This window comes from Komagataeibacter europaeus (assembly GCF_002173515.1).
GTDB classification, from domain to species: domain Bacteria; phylum Pseudomonadota; class Alphaproteobacteria; order Acetobacterales; family Acetobacteraceae; genus Komagataeibacter; species Komagataeibacter europaeus.
Genome location: NZ_CP021467.1, coordinates 1,078,342 through 1,101,578, shown reverse-complemented (window position 1 = coordinate 1,101,578; position 23,237 = coordinate 1,078,342). Strand labels below are relative to the sequence as shown.

The 23,237-nt window shown below is 63.0% G+C and carries 17 protein-coding genes and 1 tRNA gene; 11 read left to right on the top strand and 7 right to left on the bottom strand.

The window, feature by feature from the left end; translation table 11 throughout:
- Window positions 1-137 precede the first annotated feature (137 nt).
- Window positions 138-1,427 (top strand): serine hydroxymethyltransferase, encoded by a 1,290-nt coding sequence (gene glyA / locus S101446_RS04975; protein ID WP_026019672.1) that lies wholly within the window; start codon window positions 138-140, stop codon window positions 1,425-1,427.
- A gap of 25 nt (window positions 1,428-1,452) precedes the next feature.
- On the opposite strand, the gene S101446_RS04970 is transcribed toward glyA, so the two are convergent.
- Window positions 1,453-2,490 carry a M14 family metallopeptidase gene (locus tag S101446_RS04970; protein WP_087607803.1) on the bottom strand — a complete coding sequence of 346 codons (1,038 nt, stop codon included), beginning with the start codon at window positions 2,488-2,490 and terminating at the stop codon, window positions 1,453-1,455.
- Between the two features lie 160 nt (window positions 2,491-2,650).
- Window positions 2,651-3,754 carry a DEAD/DEAH box helicase gene (locus S101446_RS04965; RefSeq protein ID WP_087607802.1) on the bottom strand — a complete coding sequence of 368 codons (1,104 nt, stop codon included), beginning with the start codon at window positions 3,752-3,754 and terminating at the stop codon, window positions 2,651-2,653.
- Between the two features lie 112 nt (window positions 3,755-3,866).
- On the opposite strand from S101446_RS04965, the gene S101446_RS04960 reads away from it, so the two are divergent.
- The 4 genes from S101446_RS04960 (at window position 3,867) to S101446_RS04945 (ending at window position 7,571) form a co-directional block, all read left to right on the top strand.
- Window positions 3,867-4,826: a mitochondrial fission ELM1 family protein gene (locus S101446_RS04960; protein ID WP_048850701.1), complete on the top strand. Its 960-nt coding sequence runs from the start codon at window positions 3,867-3,869 to the stop codon at window positions 4,824-4,826.
- A gap of 44 nt (window positions 4,827-4,870) precedes the next feature.
- Window positions 4,871-6,760: a hypothetical protein gene (locus tag S101446_RS04955; RefSeq protein WP_167376422.1), complete on the top strand. Its 1,890-nt coding sequence runs from the start codon at window positions 4,871-4,873 to the stop codon at window positions 6,758-6,760.
- Window positions 6,761-6,897: 137 nt separating this feature from the next.
- Entirely contained in the window at window positions 6,898-7,281 is a 384-nt protein-coding gene (locus S101446_RS04950; protein WP_087607800.1) for a hypothetical protein, read from the top strand.
- Window positions 7,278-7,571 (top strand): hypothetical protein, encoded by a 294-nt coding sequence (locus S101446_RS04945; RefSeq protein ID WP_087607799.1) that lies wholly within the window; start codon window positions 7,278-7,280, stop codon window positions 7,569-7,571. Before S101446_RS04950 ends, S101446_RS04945 begins: the two co-directional genes overlap by 4 nt.
- Before the next feature lie 63 nt (window positions 7,572-7,634).
- Here the strand turns inward: S101446_RS04945 and S101446_RS04940 are convergent.
- The 4 genes from S101446_RS04940 to S101446_RS04925 form a co-directional block, all read right to left on the bottom strand.
- A tRNA-Val gene (locus S101446_RS04940) sits at window positions 7,635-7,709 on the bottom strand.
- A gap of 70 nt (window positions 7,710-7,779) precedes the next feature.
- On the bottom strand, window positions 7,780-9,291 hold the full coding sequence (locus S101446_RS04935; RefSeq protein ID WP_087607798.1) for a YifB family Mg chelatase-like AAA ATPase: 1,512 nt from the start codon (window positions 9,289-9,291) through the stop codon (window positions 7,780-7,782).
- A 359-nt stretch (window positions 9,292-9,650) separates the two neighbouring features.
- Complete coding sequence (locus tag S101446_RS04930) at window positions 9,651-11,168, bottom strand: replicative DNA helicase (protein ID WP_010507843.1); 1,518 nt, start codon at window positions 11,166-11,168, stop codon at window positions 9,651-9,653.
- Window positions 11,169-11,243: 75 nt separating this feature from the next.
- A complete protein-coding gene (locus S101446_RS04925) occupies window positions 11,244-12,344 on the bottom strand; it encodes a glycosyltransferase family 4 protein (RefSeq protein ID WP_087607797.1) in 1,101 nt (366 codons plus the stop codon).
- 258 nt (window positions 12,345-12,602) lie between these two features.
- On the opposite strand from S101446_RS04925, the gene S101446_RS04920 reads away from it, so the two are divergent.
- The 5 genes from S101446_RS04920 to S101446_RS04900 all read left to right on the top strand — a co-directional run bounded on the left by S101446_RS04920 (window position 12,603) and on the right by S101446_RS04900 (window position 21,130).
- On the top strand, window positions 12,603-14,084 hold the full coding sequence (locus S101446_RS04920) for a mannitol dehydrogenase family protein (protein WP_456303541.1): 1,482 nt from the start codon (window positions 12,603-12,605) through the stop codon (window positions 14,082-14,084).
- A 138-nt stretch (window positions 14,085-14,222) separates the two neighbouring features.
- Window positions 14,223-16,610, top strand: a complete 2,388-nt coding sequence (locus tag S101446_RS04915) for a glucose/quinate/shikimate family membrane-bound PQQ-dependent dehydrogenase (RefSeq protein WP_048850713.1) — start codon at window positions 14,223-14,225, stop codon at window positions 16,608-16,610.
- A 382-nt stretch (window positions 16,611-16,992) separates the two neighbouring features.
- Window positions 16,993-18,321 carry a cytochrome c gene (locus S101446_RS04910; RefSeq protein WP_029335190.1) on the top strand — a complete coding sequence of 443 codons (1,329 nt, stop codon included), beginning with the start codon at window positions 16,993-16,995 and terminating at the stop codon, window positions 18,319-18,321.
- 21 nt (window positions 18,322-18,342) lie between these two features.
- Window positions 18,343-18,816 (top strand): (2Fe-2S)-binding protein, encoded by a 474-nt coding sequence (locus S101446_RS04905; RefSeq protein WP_010507850.1) that lies wholly within the window; start codon window positions 18,343-18,345, stop codon window positions 18,814-18,816.
- Window positions 18,809-21,130, top strand: a complete 2,322-nt coding sequence (locus S101446_RS04900; protein WP_087607795.1) for a xanthine dehydrogenase family protein molybdopterin-binding subunit — start codon at window positions 18,809-18,811, stop codon at window positions 21,128-21,130. Before S101446_RS04905 ends, S101446_RS04900 begins: the two co-directional genes overlap by 8 nt.
- 171 nt (window positions 21,131-21,301) lie before the next feature.
- Here the strand turns inward: S101446_RS04900 and S101446_RS04895 are convergent, their stop codons facing one another.
- The gene (locus tag S101446_RS04895) at window positions 21,302-21,784 is read right to left on the bottom strand and encodes a DUF3429 domain-containing protein (protein ID WP_087607794.1); all 483 of its coding nucleotides are present in this window, start codon (window positions 21,782-21,784) and stop codon (window positions 21,302-21,304) included.
- Window positions 21,785-21,920: 136 nt separating this feature from the next.
- On the opposite strand from S101446_RS04895, the gene eno reads away from it, so the two are divergent.
- Complete coding sequence (gene eno / locus S101446_RS04890; RefSeq protein ID WP_026019636.1) at window positions 21,921-23,201, top strand: phosphopyruvate hydratase; 1,281 nt, start codon at window positions 21,921-21,923, stop codon at window positions 23,199-23,201.
- Window positions 23,202-23,237: the final 36 nt, after the last annotated feature.

The window sequence follows — 23,237 nt, the reverse complement described above, 5'->3', positions numbered from 1 at the left end:
TCCATAATTTTGGCGTTGTCTTGACGCCACGATATGGCGCACATAGCAGGCCTGTTCCCATACGTGTCATGTCCGTTTGCCTACCCGGAAATGACAGGTGATCCAATGAATGGAGAGACATAACGGTGCCGGACCCCATCAGCCAGACTGACCTCAAGCAGTTTTTCCGTGCCCCACTGACCGAAGCCGACCCCGATGTCGCCGCGATTATCGATGCGGAACTGGTGCGTCAGCGCGACGGGATTGAACTGATTGCCAGCGAGAACATGGTCTCCGCCGCCGTCATGGCTGCACAGGGCAGCGTTCTGACCAACAAATACGCCGAAGGTTATCCCGGTCGCCGTTATTATGGTGGCTGCGTGGAAGTGGACAGGGTCGAGACCCTGGCCATTGAACGCGTCAAGACGATGTTCGGCGCGGAATTCGCCAACGTGCAGCCCCATTCGGGCGCCAACGCCAACCAGGCCGCCTTCATGGCGATGGTGAAGCCCGGCGATACCGTCATGGGCATGAGCCTGGCCGCCGGTGGTCACCTGACCCATGGTGCCGCCCCGAATTATTCCGGCAAGTGGTTCAACGCGGTCCAGTATGGCGTGCGCAGGGAAGACGGCCTGCTGGATTACGAGGAAATGGAACGCCTTGCCCGTGCCGAGAAGCCGAAGCTGATTGTCGCCGGTGGGTCCGCCTATCCCCGTGTCATCGATTTCGCCCGCTTCCGCGCCATTGCGGATGAGGTTGGTGCGTACCTTATGGTGGACATGGCCCATTTCGCGGGTCTGGTCGCGGCTGGCCTGTACCCGTCGCCCGTGCCGCATGCGCATGTCGTCACATCCACCACGCACAAGACCCTGCGCGGGCCGCGTGGCGGGCTGATCCTGACCAATGACGCGGATCTGGCGAAAAAGATTAATTCCGCCGTATTCCCCGGCCTGCAGGGCGGTCCCCTCATGCATGTGATCGCGGCCAAGGCCGTGGCGTTTGGTGAGGCGCTGCGCCCCGATTTCCGCACCTATCAGGAAGCGGTCGCGAACAATGCCCGCGTTCTGGCGGACACACTGGTGCAGAGCGGCTTCGACATCGTGACCGGTGGCACGGACTGCCATCTGCTGCTGGTGGACCTGCGGCCCAAGGGTGTTACGGGACGTGCGGCGGAACGTGCGCTGGAACGCGCGGGCATTACCGCCAACAAGAACGCCATTCCGTTCGACCCTGAAAAGCCTGCCATTACCTCGGGCATCCGCCTGGGCAGCCCGGCGGCGACGGCGCGTGGCTTTGGCGTGGAAGAATTCCGTGAAGTTGGCCGCATGATCGACGAAGTGCTGACCGCGCTGGCCAAGACCCCCGGGGAGGAAGGCTGCACGAAGACGGAGCAGGCCGTGCATGAACGCGTCAAGGCGCTGTGTGCACGCTTCCCCATCTACGCCTGAGCATGACGATGGCCACCTGTCCCGGTTACTGAACCGGGGCGGGCGGCCGCGTGCCCGTATCCACACGGGCGAACCGTATGGCCGTATGGCCGCGGGCGGGGCGCAGGTTGGGCATGATCAGCATGCACCGGTCATAGGGCGTGCGGATTTCGTCATCGCCGTCCTGCGCCACCATCGTGCCGGCATCGGCCACGACATGCCCGCTGTGGAAGGGTGTGACGAAACGGAACAGCGCTGTCCGTGCCGTTATCACATCCGTTACCACCATTGCCCGTTGCGGCAATGTGCCGCCATTGGCGGGAAGGCCGCAGCACGGCCCGATCAGGGATAAGACCGCCTGCATGGACCGCGTGACGGTCGCTTCGTGCCAGTGCTGGCCCGCTTCCAGCAGGCAGGCGGCGGCGCTGCCATCACTGAAGCGCGGGTGATCGATCAGTCGGCACCCGCTGCGGTGGCCCTGGTCGGCCACGCATACATCCACGCCACGAATGCGCCGCGCCATGGCCTGTCCCGTGGGCGACAGACCCGACAGCACCAGCGGGTCCCCCGGCCACAGCATGGAATGCAGGTCCAGCAGCCTGTCCGCCGTCAGGATGACCGGCAGCAGGACCCGCGCCCGGTCGAGTTCATGTGACGACCTCCGACCATCCAGCATGGCGGGCAGCCAGACGCGGTTCATGTCCTCGTCCACGCAGCGCGCACGCACCGGGTCGCGTGGGTCGAACAGGCGCATGGCCCCGGGGTTGGCGAACACCAGCGACAGCCGGCCCGCGCGCGGGCGGATGCGCTGTCGCAGCAGGCGGTCAAGCACGATCGCCCCCGCGAATTCATTGCCATGGATCAGGCTGACACACACGATATGCGGGCCGGGCCTGCGCCCTTCGTAATGCATGACGCCGGGAATGCCGCAGTTACCTGCCAGCCATGGTGACAGGTCGGGCGGTGTGATGCCGATTTTCCATCGTGGCAGGCTGGATGGCGGCGGGGGCAGGCGTTCAAGGAACGGGGTGGGCCGTGCCACGCGTACAGGCAGGCGTGGCGCATCTTCCGGCCCATGTGTCATGTCAGGCGGGTCCGGTCGTTGGCCGCACCTGTCCCGTCATGCGTCGGGACAGGTGACTGCATGGCATCGGTGTTCATCATGAAATCCAGTTTATCCAGCCTTCACCCCACGGCAAGACCATGGGGGCGGAGGGCGCATGACAAATGCATGAACCGGTCCGTCATTCCGGCAGGCTGGCGATGCGGATGCGCTGTCCCGTCAGGCGTTCGATGTCCTTGAGCGCCTGACGTTCTTCGGGTGCGCACAGGGCAACGGCCATGCCGCGCCGCCCCGCACGCGCAGTGCGCCCGATGCGGTGGACATAGGCTTCGGGCTGGGCGGGAATGTCGTGGTTGATGACAAGGGCGATGTCATCAATGTCGATTCCCCGCGCCATGACATCGGTTGCCACCAGCACGCCCACGCGCCCCTGACGGAAGTCACGCAGCATCCGCTCGCGCCGTGCCTGCGAATGATCGCCATGGATCGCGACGGCGGGCGTCAGCGTGCTTATGCTGCGTGCAATGGTGTCGGCTTCCTGCCGGGTGCGCACGAACACCATCACACGCTGCATGCCATACTGCTTCAGGCAGGCCAGTGTCGCCTCCGCCTTGTGGCGCATGGGCACGAAAATGGCGTATTGCGCAATGCGCGGCGCGGGGGCGTTTTCCACCTCCATGCTGATCCGTACGGGCCGGTGCAGCAGGCGGGCGGCCAGTTCGGCCATGGCCGGGGGAATGGTGGCGGAAAACAGCAATGTCTGGTGCCGCGCGGGCAGGGCGGCGGCAAGGGCCAGCATTTCTTCCGCAAATCCCGGTTCCAGCATGCGGTCGGCTTCATCCAGCACGAACTGCCCGACGGTGGACAGGTCCAGTTCCCCCCCATGCACCAGGTCGATCACCCGGCCCGGCGTCCCGACCACGATCGCGACCCCTTCGCCCAGCGTCCTGACCTGCGCCACCCGTGCCGTGCCCCCGGTGGCCTGCAGGATGCGCAGGCCGCTGCCACGGGCAAGGCCACGCAGCACGCCCGCCGTCTGTCCCGCCAGTTCGCGCGTGGGGGACAGGATCAGGCAACGCACGCGGGCATTGTCCGCATCACCCGGCTGCATGAGGGTGGACAGGACGGGTGCGGCAAAGGCGACCGTCTTGCCGCTGCCGGTGCCCGCACGGGCCTCCACGTCCCGTCCGGCCATGACGGGGGGAATGACTTCGCGCTGGATCAGGGACGGTTGATGCAGTCCCATTCGTGTCAGGGCGGCCACCACGCGGCCATCCAGCCCCATGCCGGAAAATGTCGGTTCTGTCTCACTCATGCATAGCCACTTAGCGCGGCTGGGCGATGGACAAAAGGGGCGGGGCATTGACGCCCCGGCTCCCGTCCCGGCACATGGGCGCATGGCATCACACGAACCGACCGCCGCCGTGATCGCGGCGGACCTTGCCGGCATGCGTTCGCAGACCTTCGGGCTGGCGCGGCGCGCGGGGCTTGATCCCCACCTGCATGCGCTTGCGCCGCGCGGGATATGGCGGCACGTGCCCGCTGCGTGGTGGCCCGCGCCCCTGCGTGCGGTCATGCCGCTTGGCCTTGGCCCTGATTACCGTGATCATCCCGTCATAAGCATTGGCGGCAGCGGGGGAGCGGTGGGGGCCGCGCTGCGCAGGCAGGGCGCGCGCGTGATACAGGTGCAGAACCCGCGCCTGCCGCCCGCACGCTTCGATCTGGTCATCGCCAACCGGCATGACCGCATTTCCGGTCCCAATGTTGTCCTGACGCGTACGGCTCTGCATGGGGTGACGCCCGCGCTGCTGGATCAGGCGCGGCGGGAATGGACGCCATTGCTGGCCCATCTGCCGCGCCCGCTGGTTGCCGTTCTGGTTGGTGGGGGGAATGGCCGTTTCCGTCTGGGCCGGGCGGAGGGGAATGCTCTTGCCACGCAACTGGCCGCCATGATGCGGCGTGACCGGGTGGGCATCGCGCTGACGCCATCGCGCCGGACGGACCCGGCGGTCTGTGGCGAACTGCAGCGCGCCCTTGCCGGGCCGGATGCATGGATATGGGACCAGACCGGCCCCAATCCGTATATGGGCCTGCTGGCCTGTGCTGATGCGATCGTTGTCACCGTGGACAGCGTTTCCATGATTTCGGAAGCCGTGGCGACATCAGCCCCCGTCATGGTCGCCAGCCTGCCGGGCCGATCGCGGCGGATCGGGCATTTCCTGCGTGACCTGACACAGGCGGGACGTATCCGGCCCTTTGCCGGGCGGCTGGAAACATGGCCTGTGACTCCGCTTGATGATACCGTCATGGCGGCGGAAGCCGTGCGGCATTATCTGGGTCTTGCGGCAGCAGTATGACAATAATCCTCCCGCTTGCGCCAGAAGTGGAATAAAACAGGCCCATGCTAGGTATCAGGACTTTTGATCCGCGTTCAGGCGGCAACATGGCCTACAAGGCCCTGACCCACCCGCTGGCTGCCGAACAGCTTGCCAGCCTTGCCGATGACCTGCGCAATGCGGGACCGATTGCGATCTATGATCCCCATGACATGGTGGAAACCGTCATGGCGCTGCTGCCCACGCCCGTTACGTTGGCGGGCATATACACCCATGATTCGCTGAAGGTGGGGCAGATGCGTGCGGGCATGGTCCTGCAGCCGGTGGTGGATCTGGCGCAGGGCGGGGCAGGGACCGTGTGGGCGCTGGATTTCAACCATGCTGTCATGCAGGGCCGCCTGTCCGGCCTGCTGCCTGCGGACGGGGTGCTGCATACGCTGGAACCCGTGCGGCTGCCCCGGCACATGCTTTCGGTCGCGCATGACTATCTGCACCGGCTGAACTTCGCCACCAACCTTGCCTTTTTCCGGGATACGGCCGCGCTGTCCACCCGTCTGGTCACGGCCAATTACTGGGCGCGCTACGGTGCGCGGGCCGTGCGGCTGTGGCTGCGCCTGTTCGATCAGGATGGCCACGTGCTGCAGACATGGGATTATGACGTGCCGGGCGATGGCCAGGCCATCATCATCGACAGTGCCGAGATCCGCAGCCGGTTTGGCCTGCCGGAATTTACCGGGCAACTGTTCATCCATGCGCAGGGCATAGCAGGCCATGACGTGGTCAAATACGCGCTGGAGACACGAGGGCAGGGCGTCAATGCCAGCCTGTCCGTCACCCATGACGCCAATGCCTGGCCCGCCAACCGTTACGCCAACCTGCCCGCCCCGGCGGCGGGCGAGGACGTGGTGCTGTGGGTCCAGAACAGCCATGACCTGCCTGTTCCATCGGGCAGCATGACGCTGAACCGGATGGGACAGGATGCACACGTGCCCATCATGCCCGAACTGGCCCCGTACCAGACCATGGCCGTGCATATGCGCGATATCCTGCCCGGCCTGTCATGGCCGGAACAGATCGAATTCCGCGCCGGTGGCCATGTCGTGCGCTCCCGTTACGAAATTACGCAGCATGGGCGTGCGCGCATCGCGCACCTGAACGTGCAGCGTGCCGACCTGCAGCCCGATCCGGGCATTGCCCGGCTCGATCCACGTTTTTTCGGGCGGGGTTACCTGCTGCCGTTCCCGGTGCCCGATCCCGCGCGCTACCGCACCCTGCTGCTGCCATCGCCCATGGCGGAAAGCCTGACCAGCCTGCCGGTACGGGTGGACTGTTTCGATACGGAGGGGACGGCTGGCCCGTCACGTTTCATGGGGTGCCTGCCGCGTGACCATGCGGCAGTACTGGATGTCAGCGCGCTTGCAACCGGTTCGGGGCATGGGGAACTGCTGTACGATTTCCGTGACGGCGGGCAGGCGGATGGCTGGCTGCATGCGCTGATCCGTTATGAGGACAGGCAGACCGGTCATGCATCCGAAACCAGTTTCGGGTCGCACATATTCAATACGGTCATGACCTATAAGGGGGAACCACAGTCCTATGTCGGCCCGCCCCCGGGGCTGAGTACGCGGCTGTTCCTGACAGCGGCGGCAAGTGAGCCGTTCAGTTTCTGCCGGCTGATCTATCCTGCCTCGGCCACGTGGCGGCCGCATTCGGATACTTCACTGTACCTGCACGCGGCGGATGGTACGGTGATGGCGCATGAAAAGATCGCCATTCCCATGTCCGGATCACGGGAAATCTGGCCTCACCGTGTCTTTGGCCTGCCCGTGCTGGCGCGTGCGGGGGAAGGCGCCTATGTCATCATCCGTGACACCACTTGTCGCCTGTTCGGCTATCATGGCCGCATGGCGGAGGGGGAAGGACGTTTTTCAGTCGATCATATGTTCGGGTTCTGACCCTGACATACGTCCCGGTCGTTCCCATATGACCATGCAGGCGGGTGCCGGGATGTGCCACGGTGTGCGCGAAACGGGCCGACAGGGCGAATCCGCTCCGCCATGCCTGACAGACCGGAAGGGAACCTGACTGGACCATGATCGTACAGGACACCAATTTTTTCTGCGACATGCCTGCCGACATGAAGTACCTGCGCGACCGTAATCCGCCGCAGAATTTCCTTGAACAGAACATGATATTTGTGCTGCCGCAGCGGCTGCGCAAATTCCGGAAAAACCTCTTTCATGTCCGGCGCACGGATGCGGACGCTACCGTCTATGCGCCACTGTTTCAGGTGCGGTGCATAACGGAACATGATCCACTACCCGCGGATCATGACGGGCCGTTTGACGTATTTCCGTTCTATACCAACCCTACCCGCAAACGACGGCGTACGCTGGATTACTATGTGCTGTTCCTGTTTCAGGACAAGCTGTCCTACGTCAAATGCCGTGATGCGCTGGACAATGTACCGTCATGATGGGCGGCAGCGCTGCGGGCATCCCGGCGTGCAGTGCTACGGAAATCATTGGCGTTAATCGTAATACAGCGACCCTGTCCTGCTGCAACCTACAAGAAATAATTGCCGGGCATAATGATCCCGAAGCATCGCTTGCAGGGAAGATCGAAGCCGATGAAAGCTATTCCGGCGGACGCCGTAAGGGCAGAAGGGGCCAGGGTGCTACCGGAAAGGCTGCCGAGTTCATGCTCCCCAGGTACTGCGGCCGTTTCACCAACATGCCCCGGGCTGACTGTTCAAACAGCCGCTGACGGGACAAGCTATCTGATAGCTCGGTCTGGCCAGCAATGAATTTTAATAAGGGGGAGGCCGGATGGTGGGTGCGACAGGGATTGAACCTGTGACCCCCGCCGTGTGAAGGCGATGCTCTACCGCTGAGCTACGCACCCATCCGCTTCGGTGGGGCCTTATTAATCCAGTCAGCCGGGGTGCGCAAGGGGGAAAAATACGCGACTGCCGCTATTTCCGGCCCGGACGGCGGATACGGTAGGCTAGGGCTTCGGCAACATGGGGACGTTCCACATCGATGGTGCCCGACAGGTCTGCAATCGTCCGCGCCACACGCAGCAGGCGGGTAAAGCCACGGGCGGAAAGGCGCATTTTTTCAGATGCCTGTACCGCAAAATCCCGTGCCGCCGCCGTTATGCGGAAGTCATCGATCGGGGCTTCGGCATTGCGGGCTTCGCCCTGGCGGTCATGCTGGCGGGCCACGGCTTCCCTGACGCGCGCGGCGACGGTGGCGCTGGCTTCACCGCCCGTGGTCTCGGCAATGCGGTTCAGGGGCATCGGTTCGACATGTACCGCCATGTCCACACGGTCCAGCAGCGGGCCGGACAGGCGTGCCTGATAATCCTCGCCACAGCGCGGAGCCTTGCGGCATTCCTGCGACGCGTCACCCAGATAGCCGCATTTGCACGGATTCATGGCTGCGATAAGCTGGAAGCGGGCAGGGTAGGTGACATGGGCCGCGGCACGGGCGATGGATATGGACCCCGTTTCCATGGGCTGGCGCAGGATTTCCAGCGCGGAACGGGAGAATTCCGGCAGTTCGTCCAGAAACAGTACGCCGCGATGTGCCAGGCTGACCTCACCGGGACGGGCGCGGGCGCCGCCGCCACTCAATGCCGTGGGACTGCTGGAATGATGCGGGTCGCGAAAGGGCGGCCGGGATACTGGCTGCCCGTCCTTCAGCAGTCCGCCAATGCTGTGGATCCGGCTGATTTCCAGCATCTCGGTGGGTGTCAGGTCGGGCATGATACCCGGCAGGCGCGCCGCCAGCATGGATTTGCCAGCCCCCGGCGGTCCCACCATCAGCAGTGAATGACGTCCGGCGGCGGCAATTTCCAGTGCCCGCCGCGCGGTTTCCATGCCGCGGATATCGGCAAGGTCGGGCAGGGCGGTCAGGCCCGCATCCATGCGGGCGGGCAGTTCAACCGGGTCGATGACCTGCTGCCCACGGAAATGGTTCAGCAGTTCGGGCAGGGAACGGATGGCGAGGATATCCATGTCCTCGCTGGCCCAGCGGGCTTCCACGCCCTGACTGGCGGGGCAGATCAGACCCAGCGACAGGCCGGCCGCCGTCATGGCGGCAGGCAGCACGCCACATACGGGGTTTACGCCGCCATCCAGCGACAGTTCGCCCAGTGCTGCGTAACGCTGTGCCATGTCACCGGGCAGCAGGCCCATGACCCCAAGCAGCGCAAGGGCGATGGGCAGGTCGAAATGCGATCCTTCCTTCATCAGGCTGGCGGGTACCAGATTGACCACGATGCGCTTGGCCGGCAGCGCGAGGCCCATGGCGGACAGGGCGGCGCGCACGCGTTCGCGTGATTCATTGACGGCCTTGTCCGGCAGTCCGACCACAAGGAATGATGGCAGGCCAACGGAGAGCTGGACCTCAACTTTGACAGGAACGGCCTCGATGCCGGAAAAGGCAAAACCACAGATGGATGCAAGCGCCGTATCAGTCATGGCGTGATGATGCCGGATTGCGGACGGCTTGGCCATTATGGAACATGGCCGGACGGGCCAGATTCTGGCGGATATGCATCCTCACGCCATTATTTGTTGGCATAATATTTCTTATAAAACTTACAGATGCGGGCGGGAGGGGACATGCCCGGCTGCCTCACATCCTGTCCGTCCCAATCCCCTGTGCGCTTTCCTGCACACCATGATCCCAACTGGATCAATCCGGGATTCCATTCATGTGTTCCGGACTATTGTGGCGGATATGCTACAGTGACGCGCGACATCCACATCGCGCGTCACTTACGTACGGTCTTTAACGGATGCTCCGGAACGCCTGCCGTTGCGATATCCTGCTGATCCTACGCGTCGTGGACCATGTCCAGATCGGCAAAGCGTGTGAACTCCCCTTCGAAGAACAGGTGCACCGTCCCTGTCGGCCCGTGACGCTGTTTTTCCAGGATCAGTTCCGCGCGGTTATGCGCCAAGTCCATCTTGCGCTGCCATTCCTCCATCGCGGTATGGTACTTGTCCTGTGAGTCATAGGACGTTTCCTTGGGCTGGCGCTGCTGCAGGTAGTACTGGTCACGATAGACGAACATCACCGCATCGGCGTCCTGCTCGATCGATCCCGATTCACGCAGGTCCGACAGCATGGGCCGCTTGTCCTCCCTGCTCTCGACCTGACGCGAAAGCTGCGACAGGGCGATGACCGGTACCGACAGTTCCTTGGCCAGCGCCTTGAGACCCTGCGTGATCATGGAAATTTCCAGCACGCGGTTTTCCGCCTTCGCACCCACCGATGGCCGCATGAGTTGCAGGTAATCGACCACCACCAGGCTCAGCCCCTTGGTACGCGCCAGCCTGCGGCAGCGCGTGCGCATGGCCGACAGCGTGATGGCGGGCGTATCGTCAATATGCAGCGGCAGTTGCGCCAGTTCACGGCTGACCTGCACGAAGCGGTCGAATTCCTTCTGGCCCAGGTCGCCACGGCGGATCTTCTCCCCCGATACGCTGGCCTGTTCGGACAGGATACGGGTGGCCAGCTGTTCGGACGACATTTCAAGCGAGAAGATGGCCACCGACCCCTTGGGCCTGGCATCGGGCGGGGCGTTGCGGATTTCCTCCATGATCGCGCGCGCGGCGGAAAAGGCGATCTTGGTGGCCAGCGCCGTCTTGCCCATGGCTGGACGGCCCGCAAGGATCAGCAGGTCGGATGGGTGCAGGCCGCCGGTTTTCTTGTCCAGGTCACGCAGCCCGGTGGTCAGGCCCACCACGTCGCCGCTGCGGTCAAAGGCCTGCTGCGCGATTTCCAGCGCATCGGCCAGTGCGCGGTCAAAGGACTGGAAGCCGCCATCCTGTCCCTTTTCCGTGGCCAGCTTGAACAGCGCTTCTTCACTGGCGGCGATCTGGCTGGGACCGTCAAGGTCGGCACGCGCGCCAAAGGCGTTGTTGACCACGTCCTGCCCGATGTCGATCAGCTGGCGGCGTATCCATGCATCATGAATGACGCGTCCGTAATCGGCGGCGTTGATGATGCCGACCATGGACGTCAGCAGCCTGGCCAGGTACGCCGTGCCGCCCACGGAATCCAGCACGCCGGTATTTTCGAATTCGGCCCGCAACGTGACGGGGTCCGCCAGTTGGCCGCCTTCGATACGGCGGGAAATGGCGTCATAGATGCGGCCATTGACTTCATCGGCAAAATGCGCGCCGGTCAGGAAGTCGGAAACGCGGTCATATGCGCGGTTATTGGTCAGCAGCGCGCCCAGCAGCGCCTGCTCCGCCTGTATGTTGGCAGGCGGCAGGCGCTGCGAGACGCCAAGGAGCGAGTCCTTTTGCCCGGACTCTGCGGAGGGGGGATTCTGGATCGTATTCACCCCCCCATCCTACCTGATCCCCCCATGCGACCGGAAGGGGCATGATGGGGTGGCCGGATGTGCATGACGGGCGCGTCAGCCCCGGGATGCGTGTACCAGCCGTTCCGCGCGGCGGATGACGGCGATGGCCATGCCGTGGACCGTGTCCGCCCCGTACCGTTGCAGGATATCGTGCCGGGCCGCCCTGCCAATCCGCATGCACAGGTCGGGGCGTGCATGGAGGTGGAGGATCTGCGCGGCGAGCGTTTCCGGCGTGGAGGCGGCCAGCAGGAACCCGTTGACCCCATCACGGATGATGTCGGGAATGGCGCCCACGGGGGTTGCAATGACCGGCAGCCCCACCTGCATCGCCTCATGGACCGCGATGCACAGACCCTCGAAATGGGAGGGCTGCACATATACATGCAGCTTGCGGCAGAATTCCAGCGGGTCCGGCTGGAACCCCTCGAAACTGATGGCGTCCGCCGCCATCCGGGCCGCCAGCGCCTGCAGCGCCATCATCTGCGACCCGCTGCCGCACAGTGACAGGTGAATGCGTGCATCCGGCCGGGTCGCGCGGATGACACCCATCGCGCGTACCAGCAGTTGCATGTTCTTTTCCGGTTCCAGCCGCCCCAGTGATCCGACATGGAAGACCGCCCCGTCCTGCCCGTTCCATGGCGTGGCCGGTTGCACGGCCGCATCGGCCATGAACAGCGGCCATGTGCAGATCCGGTCGGGTGGCAGGCGCAGCTGGCTGCATGTGACGCGGGCCACGTATTCGGAATCCGCCACCCAGAATGCGCTCAGGTGACGGGTGCGGCGCAGCAGGAAGCGGTTGGCTGGCTTGAGAAACGCGCTGTGCTGCCAGCTGACCACGGGAATGCCCAGCATCCTGCCGATCGCCTGACCGTACAGGGTCGCGCGTGTCAGGGATGTCCATAACAGGTCGGGCCGGTTGGCGCGGACATAACGCAGCACCTGCCCCAGTGACGCGAACCGGACGGGATCGCGGTCATCCACGATATGGTAATCAATGCCGGCGGCCTCCAGCCAGGCAATGGCGTTGCCAGCCTTGCGCGCCAGCGCCACGACCCGGACCGTGTGCCCGCAGGCGCGCATCATCCCGATCACGGCAGGCAGCGGCCGTTCGGCCCCGCCGCCGTTCAGGCTGTTAATGAGATAGAGGATACGCATTCATTACCAACAACAGATCCGGCCAGGGCTGTCCTTGCCGTCATTTCTCGGAACCGGAACACCGGATATGCAACGGCGGAAAGGCTTAATAGGGCAGTTTTCCCCATTAGAAAACAGCAGGCGGGGACCGGGCGTGCAAATTACCCGGCTGTCTCCCCTGCCCTGACCGGTGTCAACCGCAGGTACGCGGTATTGCCGGGTTGTATGATCATGCATTTCTTATTACGCGTCGTGGATACTTTCCGTGGAAAATGGTTCATGACCGTACTCAATAATACGACCCTGCCCCATCTGCCGGGTAATATCCTCGTGCCTGCCTATGACCGTAGCAAGGTGACGCCCGGTATTGCCCATATCAGCGTGGGCAATTTCCATCGTGCCCATCAGGCGGTTTACATGGACCGCGTGCTGGACCGTCCCGGTCAGGCCGACTGGGGCCTGCTGGGCATAGGGTTGATGGAAAACCCGCATGAGGCCGAGAAGGCAAAGGACATGGCGGCGCAGGACTGCCTGTATTCCCTGACCGAATGTGCCCCCGATGCGCCCAATGTGGTGCGGGTGATCGGTTCCATCACGGAATACATGTATGCCCCTGCCGACCGTGCGGCCACCATTGCGCGGCTGGCCGATCCGGCAATCCGCATTGTCAGCATGACCGTGACCGAAGGCGGCTATTATGTTGATGAAAACGGCGTATTCCCCGTCGACCATCCCCTGATCGCCGAGGACCTGAAGCGCGCGGTGCCGCACACCGTGTTCGGCCTGCTGACCGAGGCGCTGCGCAGGCGGCGTGAAAGCGGCGCGGGGCCGTTTACCATCCTGTCGTGTGACAACCTGCCCCAGAACGGCCATGTCGCGCGCACCGCCTTCCTGGGCTGGGCGCGTGCGCGTGATGCCGGGCTTGCACAGTGGATCGAGGAAAACGTCACCTTCCCCTGCACGATGGTCGATCGCATTACCCCGGCCGTCCATCCCGATGATATCCGCCGGCTTGATGCGGAAAGCGGTATTGATGACCGTATTCCCGTCTTCTGCGAGGATTTCATCCAGTGGGTGGTGGAAGACAAATTCTGCGCCGGTCGCCCCGAACTTGACGCCGTCGGCGTACAGTTCACGGATAATGTCCAGCCATATGAGGAGGTGAAGCTGCATATGCTCAATGCCTCCCACTCGCTTCTGGGCCTGTCGGGCGTGCTGTCGGGGTATCGCGTGGTCAGTGAAATCATGGAAGACCTGCACGAGGTCACCCTGGTCGAGCAGTACCTCGCCTTCGACGCCGAACCCCTGCTGCATGCCCCGCCGGGCATGGCGCTGACCGAATATGGCAGGCGCCTGCTGCACCGCTTCCGCAATCGCGCGATCAGTGACCAGCTTCTGCGTATTGCGTCCGACAGCACGTCCAAGCTGCCCATGTTCATCAAGAGCACGGCCATGGGCGTGATCGCGCACCGGCGCCCGGTGGACCGCATCGCGTTTGTCGTGGCCTGTTACGCCGAGTACCTGCGTGGCCATGATGACAAGGGGCAGGCCTATGCCATTGTCGAACCGCACCTGACCGATGATGACCGGGTGAAGGCCGCATCGCCACGGCTGGAGGATGCACTGGACATGAGCGCCTTCGCAGGGTGGGAACTGGGTGATAACCCCGGATTCGTACAGGTCTATCTGGCCCTGCGGCAGTCCATCCGCGACAATGGCACGCGGGCGACGCTGGCAACGGTTGTATCCAAGGGGAAATAGACGTTCAGGGTGCTGAAAATGCGCCCTGAAATATTCTGACACACGATTTATTCATCAAGTTTGGCTTGACCCGGCGTGAAGTCCTACGTTTTCTCATGGGAGAATGTTCGGACTGTATCACGGTAATCAGGAAAACTTATGAATAGCCTTATACGCTCGGCTCCCCTCCTGGCGGCAGCCATAGCCGTCTGTGGCCTGACAGGTCTTTACCTGTTGGGCGGCGGCCTGTGGCTGTGCCTTATCGGAGGGTCTTTCTACTATGTTGTCGCGGGTGTCCTGCTTCTGGTGACGGCGTTCCTGCTGTTCCGGCGACAGGCATCCGCGCTTACGGTTTACGCGGTCCTGCTGCTTGGCACGATGGCGTGGGCCGTCAATGAAGCCGGGTTTGACTTCTGGGCGCTTGCACCACGTGGGGATATCCTTGTCCCCATCGGGATCGTGCTGGCGCTGCCATGGGTGACGCGACACCTACAGCCTGCGGGCATGGGCGCGCGCATGCCGCTGCTGGGCGCGATTGGCGCGGCCGTGGTCGTGGTCGGCTTCGCCCTGATGGGGGACCCGCAGGATATCGCGGGCAACCTGCCCCCGGTGGCGAAGGACGCCCCCGAACCCGGTGACGCCCACCAGATGCCCGATGGTGACTGGCAGGCCTATGGCCGCACGCAGTTCGGGGACCGTTTTTCCCCGCTCAGGCAAATCAATGCCGATAATGTCAGCAAGCTGAAAGTCGCGTGGACATTCCGCACAGGCGACCTGCGTGGTCCCAATGACCCCGGTGAAATCACCGATGAAGTCACGCCCATCAAGATCCGTGATACGCTGTATCTGTGCACGCCCCACCAGATCCTGTTCGCGCTCGATGCCAAAACGGGCAGGCAGCGGTGGAAGTTCGATCCAAAACTGGCGTACAACCCCACCTTCCAGCACCTGACATGCCGTGGCGTGTCCTATCACGAGGACAGGGCGGAGGCGCAGTCTGCTGATGGGAATGCGACACCGGTGGAATGCGCGCGCCGCATCTTCCTGCCCACCAATGACGGACAGCTGTTCGCGCTGGATGCCGAAACCGGCGCCCGCTGCGCATCGTTCGGCAATAATGGCGTGGTGAACCTGCAGGACGGCATGCCCGTCAAGACGCTGGGCTTTTACGAACCTACATCGCCCCCGGTCGTGACCGATACCACCGTAATCGTGTCCGGTGCGGTGACCGACAACTATTCCACGCATGAACCCTCTGGTGTGACGCGTGGGTTCGACGTGCATACCGGCGCGCTGAAATGGGCGTTCGACCCCGGCAATCCTGACCCGAACGAAATGCCGTCCGAACACCATACCTTCGTGCCCAATTCCCCCAATTCGTGGATCACGTCGTCCTATGACGCCAATCTGGACCTGATCTACATCCCGATGGGCGTGCAGACGCCCGATATCTGGGGCGGCAACCGCGGCGCGGATGCCGAACGCTATGCCAGTTCGATCGTGGCGCTGAACGCGTCCACCGGCAAGCTGGTATGGAGCTACCAGACCGTCCATCATGACCTGTGGGACATGGACATTCCCGCCCAGCCCAGCCTGGTCGATATCCGCAACGAACAGGGCGAGGTCATTCCCACGCTGTATGCCCCGGCCAAGACCGGCAACATCTTCGTGCTGGACCGTCGCAATGGCCATCTGGTCGTGCCGGCCCCCGAACGCCCCGTGCCGCAGGGTGCGGCGCCTGGCGATCACGTGTCGCCCACGCAGCCTTTCTCCCAGCTGACCTTCCGCCCCAGCAAGCTGCTGACCGATGCGGACATGTGGGGCGGTACGATGTATGACCAGCTGGTCTGCCGCATCATGTTCCACCGCCTGCGCTACGATGGCACGTTCACGCCGCCTTCGCTGCAGGGTACGCTGGTGTTCCCCGGCAACCTGGGCATGTTTGAATGGGGTGGCCTTGCGGTTGATCCCGTGCGCCAGATCGCGATCGCCAACCCCATCGCCATCCCGTTCGTGTCCAGGCTGATCCCGCGTGGCCCGAACAACCCGGCGACACCTGACAAGTCCCTGCCATCAGGCAGCGAAAGTGGCGTGCAGCCGCAGTTTGGCGTGCCCTATGGCGTTGACCTGCATCCGTTCCTGTCGCCCTTCGGCCTGCCGTGCAAGCAGCCGGCATGGGGCTACATGTCCGGTATCGACCTGCGCACCAACAAGATCGTGTGGAAGCACCGCAACGGCACGATCCGTGACAGCGCGCCGCTGCCCCTGCCCATCAAGATGGGCGTGCCCAGCCTTGGTGGCCCGCTGACCACCGCGGGTGGGGTCGCGTTCCTGACCTCCACGCTGGATTACTACATCCGTGCATATGACGTGACCAATGGCCGCGTCCTGTGGCAGGACCGCCTGCCTGCCGGCGGCCAGTCCACGCCCATGACCTATGCGGTGGATGGCAAGCAGTACATCGTGACCGCCGATGGTGGCCACGGGTCGTTTGGCACCAAGCTGGGTGACTACATCGTCGCCTACAGCCTGCCCGACCAGAACTGAACCGTGCAGGGCCGGGGAAGGATTTTTCCCTTCCCCGGCTTGACATGGCCGGTTCCATCTATATTCATTGGTATATAGATATCGCTGTGACAGGACACTGCAGGCCCATTTATTCGGGGGTTTGCGGGGGGCCTGCTATATTCATATTATAAATAAATAACTCTTATTACAGCTTTGATCTTACGCGCCACCAAACGGCTTGATTAGGAAACGGTAATACAAAGTTTCCGCCGTGGCGCCGATGTTCCCGCACATCCGGCAGTTCCGGTGCCTTCAGGACAGTGCAACGACGCGCTGTTTCTTGTGTTTCGCGCCATACCGGCACTGGAACCGGGCGGATGATACGGGGTGATATGATGACTTTCACAACCGCGAGAACATCGTGATTAAACGTATTGCAGCAGCGATTGTGGGAATCGGTGTCGCCGGTGGCGTCGGGTTCCTTGCCTATGCGTGGTATCCGGCCATTGCGCCGGTTGCACCGCCTCCTCCTTCCTCCTTTTCCGCAGCGCAGGTCGAGCGCGGGCGCGTGCTGGCCGCCGGCGGCTACTGCGCCGAATGCCATACCCGCACGGATGGCAAGCATGGTGTCGAACTGGCGGGCGATTACAAGATGGACACGCCGTTTGGCGCCATCTTCTCCTCCAACATCACGCCTGATCCCGAAACGGGTATCGGCCGCTGGTCGGAAGCCGCCTTCAAGCGCGCCATGCGCAAGGGCATTTCGCGTGACGGCACGCAGCTTTTCCCGGCCTTCCCGTTTGATCACTTCACGCACATGACGGATCAGGACATCGATGATGTCTATGCCTTCCTCATGACGCGGGAGCCGGTGCACTCGGTCAAGCGTGACAACACGGTGGGCTTCCCCTTCAACATCCGTCTGGAACAGGCGGGCTGGAAACTTCTGTTCCTGCATGAAGGCCCGCTCAAGAATGATCCCAGCCAGGATGCCGAGTGGAACCGTGGCGCGTACCTGGCCGAAGGGCTGAGCCACTGTTCGGCATGCCATACGCCGCGTAATCTCATGGGTGCGGAAAAGGCCAGCGCGCCGTATGATGGCGCCCCGGTGGATAACTGGATCGCGCCGCCGCTCAATGAACACAACCCGACCCCGGTTGTCTGGACCGAGGACGAGTACTTCAAGTACCTGCGCTTCGGTTCCGCCCCGCTGCATGGCAGCGCCGCCGGTCCCATGTCGCCCGTGGTCCATGGTGGCCTGAGCGAGATGCCGGAATCCGACGTGCATGCCATTGCGCATTACCTGGCCCAGATCGACCATTCCGCAACCCGCGTCAGCCAGGACCCCAAGGCGATTGCATGGGCCATGCAGGCATCCATGAAGGATCTGGTCGGCCCGCAGGTGAACCCGAACGCGAAGCTGTATGCCGGCGCCTGCGCCGCGTGTCACGCCAATGCCGGACCGCAGCCGGTTGAAGGCCGCCCCGACCTGGCGCTGAACAATGCGCTGTGGCTGGATGAGCCGACCAACCTGTTCCAGGTCATCCTGCGTGGCATTGGCACGACGGAAGGTATATCCACCGTTTCCATGCCCAGTTTCTACCATTCCTTCTCGGATGCGGATCTGGCCCGCCTGGCGGCCTACCTGCGTGCGACCCGCACGACCCTGCCGCCGTGGACCGATCTGGAGAAGAAGGCGGGCGAGGTTCGCAAGACCCTGCCCGTTCCCCCTGTCGCGTCGTCCCATTGAGCTGAAAGACGGAGCTAGAACATGACGACCTTTCGCCTCAATGGACGGGAAGTAACCGTTGACGTACCGGGTGATACCCCCCTGCTGTGGGTCATCCGTGACGAAGTTGGCCTGACCGGAACGAAATTCGGTTGCGGCATCGGCATGTGTGGTGCGTGCACCATCCATATCGGTGGCCGGGCCACCCGTTCCTGCGTGACCCCCGTCAGCGCCGCCGAAGGCGCTGACATCACCACGATCGAAGGCATCGATCCCGAGGGTAACCACCCTGTCCAGCAGGCCTGGCGTGAAATCCAGGTGCCGCAGTGCGGCTACTGCCAGTCCGGGCAGATCATGCAGGCCGTGAGCCTGCTGAAGGATTACCCCTCTCCCACGGATGAGGAAATCGATGCCGTCATGGCTGGCAGCCTGTGCCGGTGCATGACCTATATTCGCATTCGTGAGGCCATCAAGAAGGCCGCGGCCACCGCACGCGGAGATGCATCAAATGGGTAGATTAAACCGCTTCCGCCTTGGCAAGGACGGACGCCGTGAACAGGCTTCCCTGTCACGTCGCGGCTTCCTTGTCACCTCCCTTGGCGCCGGCGTCATGTTTGGCTTCGCGCGTCCTTCATCCGCCAACCAGATTTTCCCGCTCGACCGGTCGCTGCCGGGTGACGGGGCGTTCGAACCCACCATCTGGTGTTCGATCGCACCCGATGGGGAAATCACGGTCAACATCATCCGCGCGGAAATGGGCCAGCATATCGGCACCGCCCTTGCCCGCATCATCGCGGATGAAATGGAAGCCGACTGGAGCAAGGTCCGCATCAACTACGTGGACACCGACCCCAAATGGGGCTTGATGGTTACCGGTGGCAGCTGGTCGGTGTGGATGACATGGGATGTCTTCCGTCAGGCTGGCGCCGCGACGCGCACGGCCATGGTCGAGGAAGGCGCCCGCCTGCTGGGCACCACGCCGGACAAGTGCACGGTCGCCAACAGCATCGTCAGTGCCGGTGGCAAGCAGATCAGCTTTGGCGACATCGTGGCCAAGGGGCATCCGTCCCATTCCTTCACGCCCGAGGAAATGGCCAAGCTGCCGCTCAAGCCCGCCAGCGAACGCAGGCTGATCGGCAATGCCGAACTCAAGGCGCTGGACATTCCGGCCAAGACCAACGGCACGGCCATCTATGGCATCGACGCCAAGGTGGAGGGCATGCTGTATGGCCGCCCCAAGATGCCGCCGACGCGCTATGGCTCCAAGGTCCGTTCGGTTGACGATACCGATGCCAGGAAGATCAAGGGCTATGTCCGCTACCTGCTGATCGATGATCCGTCGCAGGTCGTGCAGGGCTGGGTCGTGGTGCTGGCGGAAAGCTACAGCGCCGCCATCCGCGCGACCGATGCGCTGAAGGTTGAATGGACGCCGGGTGAGACGATCCACACGTCCGAACGCGACATTCAGGACCGTGGCCGCGAACTGATCAACAACAAGGCAGGTGGCGTCTATATCTTCAATGATGATGGCGTGGACCAGGCCTTTGGCAGTGCGCATACGGTCATGGATCAGGAATATACCTGTGCATCCGTGCTGCATTACCAGCTGGAACCGACCAACGCGCTGGCCTTTGAAAAGGACGGTGTTTACGAAATCCACGCGGGTAACCAGTGGCAGAGCCTGATCCTGCCCACGCTGGCCAAGTCGCTGCAGGTGCCTGAAAGCAAGGTCATCCTGCGCAGCTACCTGCTGGGTGGCGGGTTTGGCCGCCGGCTGAACGGGGATTACATGATCCCGGCAGCCCTTGCGTCCAAGGCGCTGGGTGGCAAGCCGGTCAAGCTGATCCTGACGCGGTCGGATGACATGCAGTTCGATTCCTTCCGCTCGCCTTCGGTCCAGCGTGTCCGCATGGCGTTCGACGCCAGCGACAGGATCACCGCCATGGATTACCAGGCCGCTGCGGGCTGGCCCACGGGCGTGATGGCCGAAGCGTTCATGGAAAAGGGCGTGGATGGCAAGCCGTATGACCAGTTCGCCATCGCTGGTGGCGACCACTGGTACGAAGTCGGTGCCTTCCGGGTGCGTGCGCTGCGTAATGACCTGGCGGAAAAGACATTCCGTCCCGGCTGGCTGCGTTCGGTCAGCCCTGGCTGGACCAGCTGGGGGGTCGAGTGCTTCCTTGATGAAGTCGCGCACCGCCAGAAGAAGGATCCTGCGCAGTTCCGTCTTGAACTGTTGACCGCGCAGGGCCGTAACAAGGGGCAGGCGCCCGATTCCGTCGGCGGCGCGCTGCGTCAGGCCGCTGTCGTGCGCAGGCTTATGGAAAAGGTGAACTGGGGCAAGACCAGCCTGCCCAAGGACACCGCGATGGGCCTTGCCACCACGGCGGGGCAGGAACGCGGCATGCCGACGTGGATCGGTTGTGTGGCGCAGGTGCATGTGGACCGTAGCACGGGCGTCGTGACATGCCAGAAGCTGACCATCGTGGTCGATGCGGGTACCGTGGTTGACCCCGATGGCGCGAAGGCCCAGACCGAGGGTGCTGCGCTGTGGGGCCTGAGCATGGTCCTGTTCGAGAACACGGAAATCGTCAACGGCATGCCGGTTGACCGTAACCTGAACACCTATACGCCGCTGCGTATTGCCGACACGCCGGAAATGGACATCGAGTTCCTGCCCAGCACCGAAAAGCCGATGGGTCTGGGTGAACCGGGCACGACGGTGGTCGGTCCTGCAATCGGCAACGCCATATTCAATGCCGTGGGTGTCCGCCTGCGTCATATGCCGGTCCGTCCGGCGGATGTGCTGCGCGGCCTGCAGAACGGCTAGGCGCATACACCCTGAATACGAAAACCCCGGCATGCGGTGCATGCCGGGGTTTTTTATTGTCTGGGATAAAAATAAAAGTTTTTGGGTGCCGCCTTTTTTCAGGAAGGCGGCATTACGGGAAGCTTCCTGAAAAAGCTTCACCGAAAATTCCTTTATGATTTACCGGAATTATCAATGCGGCCGCATGCCCATGCAGGCGGCCAGTATGGCCAGAAAGCACAGTTCCGCCAGGCATATGACAAACCACTGCAATGTCATGTAACCGCGCGGCATGGCCCCGCGTTGCCAGGCCATGCGTTCCACGACAGCAGTGGCGGCAAATCCCGCGATCAGGATCAGCAGCCCGATCAGTTCATGCACCGTAGCAAGACACAGTCCCACCCAGCCGATGCAGGCAGGCGCTCCCCCCATGGCAAGACGCAGGCTGGTCAGGCGCTGCGTGCCGCCCGCCGGGACGATATCGGGCTGTTCCAGCGCCAGTCCCCAGTGGACCGCGCCGAGAAACGACAGCATGACCGCGCCATACCCCACGGCCGCCGTCAGCAGGCGTGGCGTATGGTCGGGGGTCAGGAACAGGATCGCGCATGTGCAGCCAACCAGTGGCAGCAGGCTTGCCAGCGCGGTGACGATGGCAAGCAGTGGCAGGCGTTTCACGGCGGGTCTCTCCTATCTTGTCATGTTGTGCATACCCTACTCTGGCATGATGCGTGGCATCTGTTATCGTGGGGCAGGATATGCATGCGGTCGTATGCCGTATCCCCATAATGTCAAATCTGAGGAAACAGATACCATGAGCGCCATTATCGATATCATCGCCCGCGAAATACTCGACAGCCGTGGCAATCCCACCATCGAGGTGGACGTCGAACTGGCATCCGGCGCGAAAGGCCGGGCTGCGGTCCCTTCGGGCGCGTCCACCGGCGCGCATGAGGCCGTCGAACTGCGTGATGGCGACCCGAAACGCTATGGCGGCAAGGGTGTGCTCAAGGCCGCGGGCCATGTCGAGCATGAAATCCTTGAAGCCCTGCAGGGCGTGGAATCGACCGACCAGGTTGCCATTGACGAGGCGATGATCGACCTCGATGGCACACCCAACAAGTCCCGTCTGGGCGCGAACGCGATTCTGGGCGTGTCGCTGGCAGTTGCCAAGGCCTCGGCCGAGGAGCTGCAGACCCCGCTGTACCGCTATGTCGGCGGCGTGTATGCCCGCACCCTGCCCGTGCCGATGATGAACATCATCAACGGTGGCGAACATGCCGACAACCCCATCGACATCCAGGAATTCATGATCCAGCCGGTGGGCGCGCCCACGGTTACGGATGCGATCCGCATGGGTTCGGAAATCTTTGCCCAGCTGAAGAAAAGCCTGTCGGGCGCTGGCTACAACACCAACGTCGGTGACGAGGGCGGGTTCGCGCCCGCGCTGAAATCGGCCGATGAGGCACTGGGCTTCATGATGCGCGCGGTCGAAGCGGCGGGATACCGCCCCGGTGACGACGTGACCTTCGCACTCGATTGCGCCGCGACCGAATTCTACAGGAACGGGCGTTATGAACTGAAGGGCGAGGACAAGAGCCTCGATGCCGCTGGCATGATCGCCTATCTGGCCGATCTTTCCGCCCGCTATCCCATCATTTCCATCGAGGACGGTCTGGCGGAAGATGACTGGGAAGGCTGGGCTGAACTGACTGCCAACCTTGGGCACAAGCTGCAGCTTGTGGGGGATGACCTGTTCGTGACCAATCCCGACCGCCTGCGTCGTGGCATCAAGGCAGGCGTCGCCAATTCTCTGCTGGTCAAGGTCAACCAGATCGGCACGCTGAGCGAGACGCTGGAAGCCGTGCAGATGGCGCAGCATGCCGGTTACACGGCGGTGATGAGCCACCGTTCGGGCGAAACGGAAGACAGCACCATCGCCGACCTGGCGGTGGCGACCAATTGCGGGCAGATCAAGACCGGATCGCTTTCACGTTCGGACCGGACGGCGAAATACAACCAGCTGATCCGTATCGAGAACGAACTGGCCACGGCTGCCCGCTACGCCGGGCGCACGATCCTGAAGAACGGGTGACATCCCATGCCGGACGGGGTATCCCGTCCGGTAACA

Coding starts and splice junctions, on each gene's coding strand:
- S101446_RS04970 (WP_087607803.1), bottom strand. CDS start 2,490: ATGACACATGGGCCGGAAGATGCGCCACGCCTGCCTGTACGCGTGGCA.
- S101446_RS04965 (WP_087607802.1), bottom strand. CDS start 3,754: ATGGGGCTGGATGGCCGCGTGGTGGCCGCCCTGACACGAATGGGACTG.
- S101446_RS04960 (WP_048850701.1), top strand. CDS start 3,867: ATGGCATCACACGAACCGACCGCCGCCGTGATCGCGGCGGACCTTGCC.
- S101446_RS04955 (WP_167376422.1), top strand. CDS start 4,871: ATGCTAGGTATCAGGACTTTTGATCCGCGTTCAGGCGGCAACATGGCC.
- S101446_RS04950 (WP_087607800.1), top strand. CDS start 6,898: ATGATCGTACAGGACACCAATTTTTTCTGCGACATGCCTGCCGACATG.
- S101446_RS04945 (WP_087607799.1), top strand. CDS start 7,278: ATGATGGGCGGCAGCGCTGCGGGCATCCCGGCGTGCAGTGCTACGGAA.
- S101446_RS04935 (WP_087607798.1), bottom strand. CDS start 9,291: ATGACTGATACGGCGCTTGCATCCATCTGTGGTTTTGCCTTTTCCGGC.
- S101446_RS04925 (WP_087607797.1), bottom strand. CDS start 12,344: ATGCGTATCCTCTATCTCATTAACAGCCTGAACGGCGGCGGGGCCGAA.
- S101446_RS04920 (WP_456303541.1), top strand. CDS start 12,603: ATGACCGTACTCAATAATACGACCCTGCCCCATCTGCCGGGTAATATC.
- S101446_RS04915 (WP_048850713.1), top strand. CDS start 14,223: ATGAATAGCCTTATACGCTCGGCTCCCCTCCTGGCGGCAGCCATAGCC.
- S101446_RS04905 (WP_010507850.1), top strand. CDS start 18,343: ATGACGACCTTTCGCCTCAATGGACGGGAAGTAACCGTTGACGTACCG.
- S101446_RS04900 (WP_087607795.1), top strand. CDS start 18,809: ATGGGTAGATTAAACCGCTTCCGCCTTGGCAAGGACGGACGCCGTGAA.
- eno (WP_026019636.1), top strand. CDS start 21,921: ATGAGCGCCATTATCGATATCATCGCCCGCGAAATACTCGACAGCCGT.